The organism is Ohtaekwangia sp., from assembly GCF_036568665.1.
Taxonomy (GTDB): domain Bacteria; phylum Bacteroidota; class Bacteroidia; order Cytophagales; family Cyclobacteriaceae; genus Ohtaekwangia.
Genome location: NZ_DATCSD010000100.1, coordinates 1 through 14,993 on the forward strand (window position 1 = coordinate 1; position 14,993 = coordinate 14,993).

Annotated in this window: 13 protein-coding genes and 1 riboswitch; of the genes, 9 read left to right on the top strand and 4 right to left on the bottom strand. The window is 44.0% G+C overall.

Annotated elements, in window-relative coordinates:
* The 7 genes from VIN08_RS05305 to rodA all read left to right on the top strand — a co-directional run.
* On the top strand, positions 1 to 853 hold an 853-nt coding region (locus VIN08_RS05305; protein WP_331961316.1), incomplete at its 5' end, for an amidohydrolase.
* A 163-nt stretch (positions 854 to 1,016) separates the two neighbouring features.
* A complete protein-coding gene (purH, locus tag VIN08_RS05310) occupies positions 1,017 to 2,540 on the top strand; it encodes a bifunctional phosphoribosylaminoimidazolecarboxamide formyltransferase/IMP cyclohydrolase (RefSeq protein ID WP_331961319.1) in 1,524 nt (507 codons plus the stop codon).
* 239 nt (positions 2,541 to 2,779) lie between these two features.
* Positions 2,780 to 3,805, top strand: a complete 1,026-nt coding sequence (locus VIN08_RS05315) for a rod shape-determining protein (RefSeq protein WP_331961322.1) — start codon at positions 2,780 to 2,782, stop codon at positions 3,803 to 3,805.
* A 68-nt stretch (positions 3,806 to 3,873) separates the two neighbouring features.
* Positions 3,874 to 4,716, top strand: a complete 843-nt coding sequence (gene mreC / locus VIN08_RS05320; RefSeq protein ID WP_331961325.1) for a rod shape-determining protein MreC — start codon at positions 3,874 to 3,876, stop codon at positions 4,714 to 4,716.
* The gene (locus VIN08_RS05325; RefSeq protein ID WP_331961328.1) at positions 4,713 to 5,228 is read left to right on the top strand and encodes a Rod shape-determining protein MreD; all 516 of its coding nucleotides are present in this window, start codon (positions 4,713 to 4,715) and stop codon (positions 5,226 to 5,228) included. The genes mreC and VIN08_RS05325 overlap by 4 nt, the downstream gene beginning before the upstream one ends.
* 182 nt (positions 5,229 to 5,410) lie before the next feature.
* Entirely contained in the window at positions 5,411 to 7,234 is a 1,824-nt protein-coding gene (mrdA, locus tag VIN08_RS05330) for a penicillin-binding protein 2 (RefSeq protein ID WP_331961331.1), read from the top strand.
* 17 nt (positions 7,235 to 7,251) lie between these two features.
* Positions 7,252 to 8,523: a rod shape-determining protein RodA gene (rodA, locus tag VIN08_RS05335; protein WP_331961334.1), complete on the top strand. Its 1,272-nt coding sequence runs from the start codon at positions 7,252 to 7,254 to the stop codon at positions 8,521 to 8,523.
* 84 nt (positions 8,524 to 8,607) lie between these two features.
* Here the strand turns inward: rodA and frr are convergent, their stop codons facing one another.
* From frr to VIN08_RS05350, 3 genes are all read right to left on the bottom strand, one after another.
* Complete coding sequence (frr, locus tag VIN08_RS05340; RefSeq protein ID WP_331961337.1) at positions 8,608 to 9,162, bottom strand: ribosome recycling factor; 555 nt, start codon at positions 9,160 to 9,162, stop codon at positions 8,608 to 8,610.
* Positions 9,163 to 9,214: 52 nt separating this feature from the next.
* Positions 9,215 to 9,922 (bottom strand): UMP kinase, encoded by a 708-nt coding sequence (gene pyrH / locus VIN08_RS05345; protein WP_331961340.1) that lies wholly within the window; start codon positions 9,920 to 9,922, stop codon positions 9,215 to 9,217.
* 264 nt (positions 9,923 to 10,186) lie between these two features.
* Positions 10,187 to 10,681 carry a biotin/lipoyl-containing protein gene (locus VIN08_RS05350; protein WP_331961343.1) on the bottom strand — a complete coding sequence of 165 codons (495 nt, stop codon included), beginning with the start codon at positions 10,679 to 10,681 and terminating at the stop codon, positions 10,187 to 10,189.
* Between the two features lie 149 nt (positions 10,682 to 10,830).
* A riboswitch (TPP riboswitch) is annotated at positions 10,831 to 10,927 on the top strand.
* A 49-nt stretch (positions 10,928 to 10,976) separates the two neighbouring features.
* On the opposite strand from VIN08_RS05350, the gene VIN08_RS05355 reads away from it, so the two are divergent.
* Complete coding sequence (locus VIN08_RS05355; RefSeq protein WP_331961345.1) at positions 10,977 to 13,433, top strand: TonB-dependent receptor; 2,457 nt, start codon at positions 10,977 to 10,979, stop codon at positions 13,431 to 13,433.
* A gap of 69 nt (positions 13,434 to 13,502) precedes the next feature.
* The gene (locus tag VIN08_RS05360) at positions 13,503 to 14,360 is read left to right on the top strand and encodes a geranylgeranylglycerol-phosphate geranylgeranyltransferase (protein ID WP_331961347.1); all 858 of its coding nucleotides are present in this window, start codon (positions 13,503 to 13,505) and stop codon (positions 14,358 to 14,360) included.
* 12 nt (positions 14,361 to 14,372) lie between these two features.
* Here VIN08_RS05360 and selD read toward each other — a convergent pair.
* Positions 14,373 to 14,993 (bottom strand): selenide, water dikinase SelD (gene selD, locus VIN08_RS05365; protein WP_331961349.1); only part of this gene is annotated, 621 nt, incomplete at its 5' end.

The following is a 14,993-nucleotide window of genomic DNA, read 5'->3' on the forward strand; positions in this document are numbered from 1 at the left end:
TTGCAGCCAAATCCACACCGCCATGCAGGACCTGAAAATCACCATAATCCAATCCGATTTACATTGGGAAGACATCGAGGCCAACCTTTCGATGTTTGAAGAGAAGATCTGGCAAGTAAGCGGCATCGATAAGGATGTGATTGTGCTGCCCGAAATGTTTACCACCGGCTTTACTATGGCAGCAGGCAGAAAAGCTGAAATGATGAACATGCGCACCTTCAAGTGGATGCGACAAATGGCTGATCAGAGCGGAGCGTTAATTCTCGGTAGCTATATCGTAAAAGTACACGAGCGATACTACAATCGCCTGCTGTGGATGGAGCCGGGAGGAAATTTCAAGACTTACGACAAACGCCATCTGTTCCGGATGGAGAATGAACATAAAACGTATACTCCGGGAGAAAGCCTGCTCATCGGAACCTGGAAAGGCTGGAAGATTTGTCCGTTGATCTGTTACGATCTTCGTTTCCCCGTGTGGAGCCGTAATCGTTGGGATCGCGCTACACAACGACTCTCGTATGATGTAGCGATCTATGTTGCCAACTGGCCGACTATACGCATTGATATGTGGGACACGCTGTTGAAAGCTCGCGCTATCGAGAACCTGAGTTACGTAGTGGGTGTAAACCGAATCGGGCAAGATGGCCAGGGAGTAGAGCACAACGGGCACTCTTCTATTATTAGTCCCAAGGGAGATGTTATCTATACCAACGAAGGTGTCGAAGCTGTGCGCACGATGGAATTAAGCGCCAATGCGCTGAATGCTTTCCGCGATCGCTTCCCGGCCTATATCGATGCTGATGACTTTACGATCGAGTTTGAAGAATACGAAGAATCGGATTTCCTCGATTGAATAACACTGGGCGCAAGGTTTAGTCTTTAAAGATTCAAAGTTTCAAGGTTAAAGGAATCGGTGTTTTTCTGTGAAGAAAATTCGCGGAGGCACTTCGTAAATCGTGCATCAAAACCTACTTTTGCACCTCATTTTTAACCACTTATAATCTTACCTGAACACAATGGCCAGCCGAAAAATTACCCGAGCGCTCATCTCTGTTTTTTATAAAGACAACCTGGAACCAATCGTTCACACGCTGGCCAGGCAAGGCGTGGAGTTTGTTTCAACGGGTGGCACACAAGACTTCATAGAGAAGCTTGGCTATAAAGTTACTCCTGTAGAAAATCTCACCGGCTATCCATCCATCTTTGGCGGACGCGTAAAGACATTGCACCCGGCTATTTTCGGAGGTATACTCTATAGACGCGATGATGCCGGAGATCTGAGTCAGGCAAAGGAATTCAAGATCGCTCCCCTCGATCTGGTAATTGTTGATTTATACCCGTTTGAAGAGACCGTAGCAAAGGGTGGTTCAGAAGAAGATATTATTGAGAAGATCGACATCGGTGGTATTTCATTGATTCGCGGAGCCGCTAAAAATTTTAATGATGTATTGATCGTGTCTTCACGCAATCAGTACGGAGCACTGCTCGAGCTTTTGCAACAGAAGAATGGCGCAACTGATCTGAGCGATCGTAAGCAATTTGCAGCGATGGCCTTTGATGTTACCTCGCACTACGATGCCGCTATATTTAGCTACTTCAACAACGAGTTTCAACTTCCAAGTTTCAAGAAAAGTTATCAACAGGGAAGAGTATTACGCTATGGGGAAAATCCTCATCAGAAGGGTACATACTATGGCGACCTCGATGGTTTGTTCGAGCAGCTTAATGGTAAAGAACTTTCCTATAATAACCTGGTAGATATAGATGCTGCAGTAAACCTGGTAAAAGAGTTTGATGAAACTGCCTTTGTTATTATCAAACATACCAATGCGTGTGGTGTGGCTACAGCTCCCACTGTAAAGGAAGCATACCTCAAGGCATTTCAGGCTGATACTATATCCGCATTTGGTGGCGTGCTCGCTACGAACAAAACGATAGACCTGGCAGCCGCGGAAGAAATAAATAAACTTTTCTTCGAGATATTGATAGCACCGGCCTATACCGAAGATGCACTCGCTTTGCTGAAGAGTAAAAAGAACAGAATGATTTTGCTGCAGAAGAAACAACTTACAGAAACGAAGCAGAGCAAGACTATTCTCAATGGCGTGATCGAACAAGACCTCGATCTTAAAACAGATTCACAAGCCGACCTGAAAATTGTAACCAAAGTAGCACCAACTGCTGCGGAGGTAAATGCTTTACTCTTTGCCAGTAAAATATGCAAGCATACCAAGTCGAACACAATTATACTGGCAGTAGAAGGACAATTGCTGGCCAGCGGTGTGGGGCAGACTTCGCGTGTAGATGCACTGAAGCAAGCTATAGAGAAGGCCGGTACATTTGGCTTCAATCTCAAAGGAGCCGTGATGGCATCGGATGCTTTCTTCCCGTTCCCTGATTGTGTGGAAATTGCTAACCAACATGGCATCCATGCAGTGATACAACCAGGCGGATCAGTAAAAGATCAGGACTCTATAGCTTACTGCGATCAGCAGGGTATGGCTATGGTATTTACCGGCATCCGTCACTTTAAGCACTAATCAGATTTTTCATACATCTTCATGTTCGCTGTTTGCCGATGAATACTTTCGTTGGACTGGAACAGTGAACATGAAAGCTTTAACCTCTGTCGTTCATCGACAGGAATTTTTTAGCCAGGTAAAAAACTTACATTTTTAAACTGATAGTCATTATTTTGGTAAATTAAATGCAATTTTACGGGCGACTATATCAGTCAACTTTCCGGGTATAATTTTTAAAACACAGGGAACACATATACATGGCATTTTTTGACTTCTTCACCAGTGACATTGCAATAGATCTGGGGACAGCAAACACCCTTATCATTTACAAAGACAAAATCGTAGTCGATGAGCCTTCCATCATCGCGCTGGATAAAGTTAACAGCAAGGTGTTGGCAATTGGTCGCGAAGCGATGCAGATGCACGAGAAGACGCACGATCACATCAAGACGATTCGCCCTTTGAAGGAAGGTGTAATTGCCGACTTCCAGGCGGCTGAGATGATGATTCGCGGTCTCATTAAAATGATCGACACCGGTAAGCGTCTGTTCCCACCATCCTATCGTATGGTAATCTGTATTCCTTCCGGTATCACCGAAGTAGAAAAGCGTGCAGTGCGCGACTCGGCAGAACATGCCGGAGCCAAAGAAGTATATATGATCTATGAACCGATTGCTGCGGCTATCGGAACAGGTATAGATATAGAGCAACCCATTGGTAATATGATCGTGGATATCGGTGGTGGTACCACAGATATAGCGGTGATAGCACTTTCGGGTATAGTGTGCGACCAGTCGATCCGCGTAGCGGGCGATACCTTTAACCGCGACATTCTCGACTATATGAGACGCCAGCATAACCTGCTGATCGGTGAGCGCTCTGCCGAAAAGGTTAAGATCGAAGTAGGTTCTGCTCTTACGGAACTCGATGACGGACCGGATGATTATGAAATTCGTGGCCGCGATCTGATGACCGGTATTCCTAAAACAATCAAGATATCATATTCCGAAGTAGCGTTTGCGCTAGATAAGTCAGTATCCAAACTGGAAGAAGCGGTATTGAAAGCACTGGAGACTTCCCCTCCGGAATTATCGGCCGATATATATGAACGAGGTATATATCTCACCGGTGGTGGTGCATTGCTGAGAGGATTGGATAAACGCCTTGCGCTGAAAACCAAGCTGCCTATACATGTGGCAGACGATCCGCTGCGTGCCGTTGTTCGTGGAACAGGCCAGGCACTGAAAAACATTCCGCAGTTCCGGGCAGTATTAATGACCTAGTCTGCGCATTGACGAATGGGTGAGGTACGAATGTCATCGGTGGTTGAACGCACCTTAACTGAAGCTTAATGGAGCGTCTATTTTATTTCATCTATCAGTATCGCGCTTTCTTTACGTTCATCGTGCTGGAAGTATTCTGCTTCTGGCTGGTGGTAGAGAACAATGCATACCAGGGAGCCAAGTTTTTTAATTCCTCCAATACGGTAGTAGCGTCACTCAACAACTTCTCGCAAAGTATACGCGATTACTTTTTGCTGCGCGATGTTAACACAACACTGGCCGAAGAGAACGCACTCCTCCGCAGGCAGGTTGAGCAAAACAATCAACGCATACAATCATCCGATAGCGTTGCGTCACTGCGCGATTCATCGTTTGTAAAACGCTTTGATTTTATTAGCGCTAAAGTGGTAAACAACCACGTAGACCAGTTCAAAAATTTTATCACCATTAATAAAGGAAGAGACTCCGGTATAGAACCCGGCATGGCTGTGATCAGTCCGCAGGGCGTTGTTGGTAAAGTGAAGTCCGTGTCAAATCATTATGGCGTTGTAACTTCTATACTTCATATCGATATGATGGTGTCTGCATTATTGAAGCGCACTGGTCACTACGGATCCGTTCAATGGGAAGGTCGCGATCCGCAGATCGTTAAGTTCAAATATATTCCGCGCCACGTGAACCCGATGGTGGGCGATTCGGTCGTAACCTCCGGATTCAATGCTGTATTTCCCGAAGGCATCATGATCGGAACGATCGTAGATGTAAAGCTCAGCAACGAAGCACTTTCGTACGACCTTAGTGTAAAACTCTCACAGGATTTCCGCAAGATTTCATACGTTACCGTGATCAGAAGCGTTTTGAAACACGAGCAGGATTCTCTGGAACAAGTAGTAAATGATCTGGCACGATGATGAACAGAGGTATCATACTACAGGTTTTTACGTTCTTCATTTACTTGCTATACCAGGTATTGATCCTGCAGAATGTAGTGCTGTTCCATACTGCGTTCTGCTTTCTGTATGTAGTATACTTGTTATTGCTGCCGGTAGAAACAAATCCGCTTGTACTAATGGGTATAGGGTTTATCATGGGTTTCTCGGTTGATTTATTTTATGAGAGCATCGGGCTGCATGCCTTTGCCTGTGTGCTCATCATGTACCTGCGCAACTACTGGCTTAACTCCATGACGCCCCAGGGTGGATACGACAGCAATGCTACACCATCGCTGGCATTGGGAGGCTTTCAGTGGTTTGTGATCTATTCGTTGCCACTGGTGTTTTTACACCACGCAGTTTTATTTTTTATGGAGGCTGGAGGATTCGGTATGTTCTGGTTCACACTCTGGAAAACAATCACCAGCACATTTTTTACTATGCTTGTAATTTTAATCGCGCAATTCTTGTTTCCGGGAAGAAGGCGATAGGTAATTTTGTATTCGCTTCGCTGCTGGTCAGTTATTATAGCGACTCTACCTTCCGATCTCTTCCTGAAAAAAGTACGACCCACTCCCCAATCGCACACTTCCCCAATAAACTCACGGGCAGCAGTGTCTATATATACTGTTGCTAAATCTTCAGCTTAGCTTTTTAAATTGCCTGATATACTATGAACGAAGGCCGGAAAGAAGTTTTACAAATTGTTTTTGTACTGATCGGATTAGTATTCCTGATCAAGCTATTCTTCATTCAGATAGTAGAAGAGAGCTACAAGAACATGGCGGGTGTTAATGCCATTCGCAAAGAGATACAGTATCCTATTCGCGGTATAATTAAAGACCGTAATGGTAAATTGATTGTCTATAACAATCCTGAGTTTGACCTGATGGTGATTCTGCACGAAGTAAAACACTTCGACAGCACTCGTTTCTGTGCAGTATTCGATAAGTCGCAACACGAGCTTCGCCAACTGTTCAAAAATTTCTACACCGAAATCAGGAATAGAAAAGCTAACCAGTTTCAACCGTTCCCTTTTCTACGTCAACTCTCTACCTACGACCTGGCGAAGATCCAGGATAATATAGATGAGTTTCCGGGCTTCTTTATTCAAGACAGAACTACGCGGGCGTATGCCAGTAAAGCTGTGGCGAATGCTATCGGGTATGTGAGTGAAGTATCTAAAAAACAACTGGAGCGCGATAAAACGGGTATATATCGTCAGGGTGATTATATAGGACAAAGTGGTCTTGAAGCCTACTACGAAGAATACCTGCGAGGCAAACGCGGAGTAAAATACCTGATGCGAAACAAAGATGGTGTTATTAAAGGATCATACGAAGATGGAAAGTACGACACACTATCTATACCAGGGCAGGATCTTGTTTCCACGATCGACCTCACCCTGCAGGAGTATGGTGCATTTCTGTTGAATGGTAAAGCAGGGAGTATCATCGCGATAGAACCCGCTACCGGAGAGATACTAGCGATGGTATCCGGACCTTCATACGATCCGAATTTACTTACCGGGAAAAATTATAGCGAGAACTTTGTGATGATCAGCAATGATAGTCTCAAGCCGCTCTTCAACAGGCCACTCATGGCGCAGTATCGCCCGGGATCCATCTTTAAAATTGCCCAGGCGATGGTAGCGTTGCAGGAAGGAGTTATCACTCCGGAGACACGGATCAAATGTGATCGCTCCATCATTGACTGTCACGGCCCACACTCTAACGAAGACCTTCGCGGAGCTATTACCAACTCGTGCAATCCATACTTTCATAATGTACTTCGCAGAATGCTCAACAAAGGCAAAGCGAATAATCCGTTTGATGATACCCGTATAGGACTTGCTGAATGGGATAAGCACATTATGAGCTTTGGTTTCGGTAAGAGATTAGGTATAGATCTGCCCAACGAAAAACGCGGACTTGTACCAAGCCCCGAATATTACGATCGTGCTTACGGAGGACGCCCCTGGAAATTTTCAAATATATACTCTATCGCTATTGGTGAAGGAGAGAACATGGTGGTGCCTCTGCAAATGGCAAACTTTGCAGCTACTGTTGCCAACAAAGGATTTTACTTTACACCGCACCTTATAAAATCAGTAGGCAGTACAGGTATGCCGCTGCCACAGTATCTGGAGAAACATTATACTACTATTGACTCGGCAAACTTTCGTATAGCGCGCGATGCTATGCAGCGTGTGGTAGAGGCCGGTACAGCACAGTATCGCGCCAAGCTAAAAGATATAGTAGTGTGTGGTAAAACCGGAACTGTACAGAACGAACCGAATCCTGATCACTCAGTGTTTATAGCGTTTGCTCCAAAAGAAAATCCGAAGATCGCTATATCGGTATATGTGGAATACTCCGGCCAGGGTGGTCGCGCAGCAGCATCTATAGCGAGTTTGATGATTGAAAAATATTTGTTAGGTGGTACACAGCGACCGAACATAGAAGAGTACGTTTTGAAAGGTAAATTCCTTCAATAATTATAACGCAAAAGAAATTGAGAAGAGACGAAATCATATCGCAGAAAATAGATTGGGTTACCGTGCTCATCTACGGCCTCATGGTTTTCTGGGGCTGGCTGAATATATACTCGGCTACCTACGATGAAACGCAATCTATATTTGATCTGTCGCTAAACTCAGGAAGACAGATGATGTTTATTATAGCATCGGTTGTACTGATCCTGGCGATTCTGATTATCGATATGCGTTTCTACGAAACGTTTGCCTACTTCATCTATGGCGGTATACTTTTCCTGTTGCTGTTAGTGCCCTTCATTGGTAAAGAGGTGGGTGGTAACAGAGCATGGCTCGGCTTCGGTTCGTTCGGTGTGCAGCCTTCGGAGTTTGCCAAGTTTGCTACAGCACTGGTAGTAGCTAAATATATAGGTACCATAGGTTTTCGTATGGATAACCTGCGTAACCAGATTGTGCTGTTTGCCATGATCGGAGCTCCTATACTTCTCATCCTGCTGCAGAAAGATTATGGAACCGCCATGGTGTTCATGGTATTTTTGTTAGTATTCTATCGCGAAGGTATGTCGCCATTCCTGCTGCTGGTGGGTTTGGGTATGGCCGTTATATTTATACTTACCTTATTAGTGGAGAACAACTGGATACTGTTTGGTGCCATTGGTATAGCGTGGGCCATTGCTATATACTTCAACCGCAGAAAAAAGATCAAGCGCCTCATTATTATTACAGCCGGTGCGCTGGTGCTTGCCTTTACCATTACCAGTGTGGAATTTATATTCAACAACCTGTTGGAAGAACACCATCAGAAACGCGTAATGGTATTGATCAATCCAGAGCTCGATCAATTAGGAGCGGGCTATCACGTATATCAATCTAAAGTAGCAATTGGTAGCGGTGGTTTTTTTGGAAAAGGATTTTTGAAAGGAACACAAACCAAGCTCAAGTTTGTGCCTGAACAATATACCGACTTTATCTTTTGTACTATTGGTGAAGAACATGGATGGATTGGTAGTTTACTGATGATCGTCTTATTCATGGGCTTGCTCTTGCGGGTAGTGTTTCTGGCCGAACGACAGAAAAACAGATTTGCCCGAGTGTATGGCTACTCGGTGGCCTGTATACTCTTCTTTCACTTTGCCACCAACATTGCCATGACTATCGGTTTGTTTCCAGTAATTGGTATACCGCTGCCATTCTTCAGCTATGGAGGATCATCGCTGCTAAGCTTTACGGTGTTGCTCTTTATACTGTTGAAGCTGGATGCACACAGAATGCACGTGCTGCAACGACTCTGATATATACCTATATCTATAGGATAGAAATAAAGAAGCCCGGCTATACCGGGCTTTATTTTTTTACTGCTGATGAATGCGAAGAACTTATACTGTCATGATCTCGCCTTCTTTCTTTTTCATCAGCGCATCTACTTTCAGAATAAAATCGTCAGTCATTTTCTGAACCTTCTCCTCGGCATTCTTAACATCGTCTTCAGAAACGCCTTTGATCTTTTTCAGTTGTTCATTTGTGTCTTTACGAATATTACGAATGCTTACTTTACCATGTTCGCATTCCTGACCAACCTGTTTTACCAATTGCTTGCGTCTTTCTTCCGTAAGCATCGGTATGTTGATGATCACTTGCTGACCATCGTTCTGCGGATTCAAACCAAGATTACCATTGATGATCGCTTTTTCAATTTCCTGGATCATTCCTTTTTCCCAAGGCTTTACAAAAAGTGTGCGGGCATCAGGGGTAGTAACAGAAGCTACCTGGTTTAGCGGAGTCATGGCTCCATAATAACTAACCTGCAGGCCATCCAGCATAGTGGGGTTAGCTTTACCGGCACGGATCTTTGTAAGTTCATGACCAACATGATTGAGTGCCTTGGTCATTGATTCGCGGGCGTCTTCCAGATACAGTTCAAGCTCTTCCATAAAAAACTAAATATGAATACGAGTATAGTAACAAATTAAAATTGATGAACCATTAGCTGATCAATGTACCAGCTTCTTCTCCGTTCACTACTTTCAACAGGTTGCCTTTTTTGTTCATATCAAAAACAATGATCGGTAGTTTGTTCTCTTTGCAGAGAGTGAAAGCAGTCATATCCATGATGTTGAGATTCTTTTCGTAAGCTTCCTGGAACGACAGCTTGCTATAGCGCACAGCATCCGGAAACTTTTCAGGATCTTTCGTATATACTCCATCTACACGTGTTCCTTTCAATACAACACTCGCCTGTACTTCAATAGCGCGTAAGCTGGCAGTAGAGTCGGTAGTGAAATACGGATTTCCGATACCGGCACCGAAGATAACGATTCTTCCTTTTTCGAGGTGGCGTATAGCTCTGCGTCTGATGAACGGTTCGCACACCTGCTCCATCTTTATACCGGCCATCAGGCGGGTAAACATACCGTGGCGTTCAAGGGCGCTTTGCAATGCCATGGCGTTGATCACCGTAGCCAGCATACCCATGTAGTCGCCCTGCACACGATCAATACCCAAAGCCTCGGCCTGGCCGCCTCTGAAAATATTTCCTCCACCAATCACGATGGCAATTTCTACACCTTCATTCTTGATGGTTCTGATTTCTTCACAGTACTGTTCCAGCACATTCGGGTCTATATTGGTGTTCTTAGAAGTCCCTTGCAATGCTTCACCACTGAGTTTGAGGAGGATACGCTTATACTTCATTCGTACGTTGGGTTGATTCTACAGCGAAATTGGCGCAATATATTCAAAGCACAGGGCTTTCTAAAATCCGAAAACAAAGTATAGGAAATGAAATAAAAGGATTTTGTTGTTCGGCCATGCATTCGCTCCTGCATGGCAAGAGTTTGGAATAATAAAAATCGGAGCCTCTGTTCTATCCGATCATAAAATTTTTTTGCGCTTGTCACACTCTTGCGCTCACACCGCCAGCCCTATACGCCACTTGTGTAAAATGAGATACTCCTATCAGAATTCAATCAGCACCTGATTCTTCTCCACGCTGTCGCCCTTCTTTACCTTTACATTTTTTACGGTTCCTTCGCCTGGCGACTTGATGATATTCTCCATCTTCATCGCTTCGAGAATAAGCAGCGGATCGTTCGGCTTCACAACATCTCCGGCTTTTACTTTCAGATCAATGATCAGTCCCGGCATAGGAGCTTTGAGAGAATTTATCTTTCCGGTGGCACCATTGGCCATGCCCATCTTTTCGAGCAGCAGATCAAATTTATCTTTCAGCGCCACAGTATATATTCTGCCGTTTACCTTGATGGTAAAAGTTTTGGCAGCCACATCGGCCTTTACTACTTCCGCCCGGTAACTCTTTTGTTCATAAAGAATATGAAAGTATCCTTCATCAACCTTTACCATGTCCCAGTTCAGCGGACTTCCATTAATTATAAATCCAGTATCGGATGAAGCGATATCAAAAGTCTTTTTGTTGACCGTGGCTTTGAACATAAATAAAAATTTATTGCGTCTGTAAATGTGCAAATTATTCCCGACAAGGTTAGTATTCAACGGTTTTCGATGGCAAAGTATCTCCGTGTGTTTAGGGGTGACACAATCTTTTTTGCAAAATCAATTTTTATGCTTTTAACTTTGTGCTGTCGAAAGACAAGGGGTGCCTTAATATAACGGGCTGAGATTATACCCAATGAACCTGATGCCGGTAATGCGGTCGAAGGGAAGGCAAGGTTAAACGTACGCAGAGCATTCCCCTGTGCGCTGTTAGTTTAAACCACATTTTACTAAAATGTACAAAGTATTTTTTGTGATGGCAGCACTGCTGCTGTCAGCGCGCGTGTATGCGCAGGAGTTTTCTGTTACCGGGAGTGTGCGTGATGCCCGGAGCAATCAGTTATTAACCGGGGCCACGCTTCAACTTGAAGGCACGAGCTATATAGCCGTGAGCGATGCATTTGGAAGATTCCGGTTTGAAAAGTTACCGGCTGGAGAATATACTCTCACAGCACGGTTTATCGGCTATGCCGACAAGTCTGAGAAAGTAAATGTAGCAGCGAACACCGAGCTGAACATGAAGCTGGACGAATCATTTGTGATGACCGATGAAGTGGTGGTATCTGCAACGCGTGCTGATGACAAAACTCCGGCAACTTTTACCAACGTGAACAAGGATGCTATACAGAAGCAGAACTTTGGTCAGGATTTACCTTTCCTGCTCAACTGGACTCCCTCTGCTGTAACAACATCCGATGCCGGAACAGGGGTAGGATATACCGGCATTCGCATTCGCGGAAGTGATGCTACGCGTATCAATGTTACCGTGAATGGTATACCTTACAACGATGCAGAATCGCTCGGTACATTTTGGGTGGATGTGCCAGATATAGCGGCATCCTCTCAAAGTATACAGGTGCAGCGTGGTGTAGGTACATCTACCAATGGTGGTGGTGCCTTTGGTGCTACAATCAATCTGCAAACCAACACGCGCAATGATAAACCGTATGCAACGGTTATGTCATCGGCAGGTTCATTCGGTACATTCAGAAACAGCGTGAGTGTCGGTACGGGATTGTTGCAAGATCATTGGGTGATTGATGGCCGTGTTTCTAAAATTACATCCGATGGTTTTATCGATCGTGCTACATCCGACCTGCAGTCATACTATTTCTCGGCAGGTTTTTATGCCGGCAATACTATGATCAAAGCCATAACCTTCGGAGGTAAAGAGCGTACATACCAGGCGTGGTATGGTGTGCCACAATCGCGATTGAACAATGATACAGAAGCGATGCTAACCACGGCTTCTGACGAAGGCTGGAACGAAGCACAAACAGCAAATCTGCTGAACTCCAACAGTCGCACGTTCAATCCCTATACCTATAAGAACCAGGTGGATGACTACAAACAGGATCATTACCAGTTACATTTCTCACAACGTGTAGCCGATGGTTTCTCTGCGAATGTTTCGCTACACTATACGCCAGGTAAAGGATACTACGAGGAGTATAGATATAATAACAAATTCTCAGACTACGGATTGCAGCCGGTTACTATTGGCGACTCTACGATACAATCTACGGACCTTGTACGCAGACGTTGGTTGAATAATGATTTCTATGGATTTACCTATTCACTCAACTATGAAAAAGATAAGTTGAATGCTGTGTTAGGTGGTGCGTGGAACCGATATGATGGCGATCACTACGGACAAATCATTTGGGCACAGGTATCGCCCGTGCCTACGGAGTATCAATATTATTTTAATAATGGCGACAAGCGCGACTTTAATATATATGGCAAGACTACATATTCATTTACTGATCGGTTAAATGGATATATAGATCTGCAATACAGAAGAGTTACCTATAAAGCAGCCGGTACAGAGAATGAACAGAATACTATTGCTATCAATAAAGAATTCAATTTCTTTAATCCGAAAGCAGGAGCTACGTATGCATTGAATGAGAACCAGCAGGTATATGTTTCCTATAGCGTAGCAAACCGCGAACCGGTGCGCGATGATTTTGTTGCTGCATTACCCGGGCAAGACCCACGCCACGAACGTCTGCACAATTGGGAAGCTGGCTATAAAGTGGTAGGAAGAACCTACATGCTGAAAGCCAATTACTACCTGATGGATTATAAAAATCAATTGGTACTTACCGGCCAGGTAAATGATGTAGGTGCTTCTATCCGCACCAATGTTGATAAAAGTTATCGTACAGGTATAGAACTGGAAGGAGCATTGAAAATTTCTGAGCGACTCACCTGGAATGCCAATGTTACTTTGAGCCGTAACAAGATCAAGGATTTTACAGAAGTATATTACGACTACGGTGTTAACTTCGATGAGTATAACGAAGTGAAGAAGGTATATCACAACACCGATATATCATTCTCTCCCAATGTTATAGCGGGTTCTGGTTTTACGTACAAACCTGTTAAGGGATTGGAAGCTACGTTGCTATCGAAATATGTAGGTCATCAATACCTCGATAACACTTCTAACAGTGCGCGGAGTATAAGTTCGTATGTAGTGAACGATGTTCGCTTTACCTATACCCTTCAACCAAACTTTATGAAAGAAATTGTGCTGAGCTTACTGGTAAATAACATTCTGGACGAAAAATATTCATCCAACGGGTATACCTGGGGATATGCGGCAGGCACGCAATTGTATCGCGAAAATTATTATTACCCACAGGCCGGCCGGAATTTTATGGCTATGCTAACGTTGAAGTTTTAATTCTTCTTTAATAAACCTTCCGGGGCTTTACACCTGGAAGGTTTATTCTTTAATTTGCCATGAGGTACCATGGCTTCCGTTAACCGCACTCGCATATTCATTGAATCATTGCTGAAGCTCACACGTTTTGGCAACTTGGTAATTATTGGTGTGGCCCAATATTTTACCGCAGCATTTCTGATCGATAGAAGTTCGCCTGGCGATATACGGCTTTTCCTGCTCTCGGTTTCTACAATTGTTATTGCTGCTGCCGGGTATATCATTAATGATTACTACGATGTAAAGATCGACTATATCAATAAACCCGATCGTGTTGTTATCGGACGAAATATACCACGCAGGCATGCTATCCTTTTTCACGTAGTGCTTTCGGGTTTGGGCATTCTGCTGGGGCTCGTATTGTCGTGGAGGATAGCAGCGATAAATGTAATCTCTGTATTTCTGCTCTGGCTATATTCCAATAATCTGAAACGTCTTCCGTTCATTGGTAATTTTTCGGTGGCTATGCTAACGGGACTTTCTATCTGGATTGTAGACTTGCTATACCATAGTGGAAGTGCGCTGATCCTGATCTATGCCAGCTTTGCCTTCTTTATGACGTTGGTGCGCGAGATCATTAAAGACATGGAAGATCTGAAGGGTGATAATACTTTTGGTTGTCGCACGCTGCCTATTGTGTGGGGATTGAGAAGGACAAAATTCGTGATCTACCTGATCATTGCCATCTTTGCAGTAACGGTATTGCTTCTCAATTATTTTTACAAGGCTTTGCCTATCGAATACTATATTATATTCCTGTTCGTGCCGCTGCTATATTTACTCTACCGCCTTGTGCTGGCAGATACTACAAAAGATTTTGCATCGCTCAGCACATTTTGCAAAATAATTATGCTGCTTGGTATTCTGAGTATGGCATTTATCCTGTAGCACTTCTGGTATTTACCTTACTTCAATCACTGTATTCTTTTTAGACACAAGCTTACCGAATGGACGTAGGGTATATTTGTGTTGCAGCATGGCGGCTTCAAATTCCTGTTGTTTGTCTTCATCGACAACAATCAATAAGCCGCCACTGGTTTGGGGATCGGCAAGGATTGCTTTTTGTTTTTCGGTGATCGAACTTATTTTCGAGCCATAGCTGTCCCAGTTACGGGTGGTGCCTCCGGGTATACTTTTCTGATCAAGGTATATATCCAGAAAATCGAATGAAGGGATTTCATCAAAAATTATTTCTGCAGAGAGATTACTTCCTTCGCACACTTCGCATAAGTGCCCGAGTAAACCAAAGCCGGTAATATCTGTCATCGCGCTTACATAGGTGAGTTTGCCTACTTCCGCGCCAAGCCAGTTCAGCGTAAGCATGCTGTCAACCGCTTGTTGATAGTGAGCTTCCTGTACAATTCCTTTTTTTTGTGCCGTAGTAATTATACCTATACCTAAAGGTTTGGTGAGATATAGCAAGGAGTTGACGCGTGCAGTATCATTGCGTTTCAGATTTTCTTTTTTCAGTTTTCCTGTTACAGCTAATCCAAACACAGGCTCCGGACAATCAATGCTATG